Raw genomic sequence first — 440 nt, forward strand, 5'->3', positions numbered from 1 at the left:
GGCATCAAACGCGGCAGGCTTCCTCACTTCAACATGCTGGGAAGTCCACGGAGCCCACTCGTCACCTCGCCTCCAGACACCATCAAATTTGGCCTTCCCTTCTTCAAGTCCATTGACCTGAATAGTGTTCCAATGAACTGCCTGGAACCAATCTCCATCAAGAATCTTCCTGCTCGAGTTTGCAGAATGAAAGTCCATCCACACCTGATTATGTTCTCCGACATACGATGGGATACTGAATGTTAGCGGCGTATCGGGGCTAACAAGAATCGTGCTGTTCTCGTGGAGAAATTGGAGAGGCTGCCAAGCCCGAACATCCGAGTTCCCGTCATCCTCGTTCAGAGCATGCTCAGCCTGCTGTGGATTAAAAGTATTCTCTGACATGATCGCGCGCCTTTCGCCGGGGCCTTCGGCCGATAAGTCTTGTTTTTACAGAACAC

1 protein-coding gene is annotated in these 440 nt (G+C 51.1%); it reads right to left on the reverse strand.

Annotation, left to right across the window (positions count from 1 at the left end):
• Positions 1-384, reverse strand: a 384-nt coding sequence (locus M9827_RS24335) for a hypothetical protein (protein ID WP_250607588.1), incomplete at its 3' end; no start/stop codon positions are given.
• Positions 385-440 lie beyond the last annotated feature (56 nt).

The organism is Pseudomonas sp. AKS31 (assembly GCF_023634765.1).
Lineage (GTDB): Bacteria > Pseudomonadota > Gammaproteobacteria > Pseudomonadales > Pseudomonadaceae > Aquipseudomonas.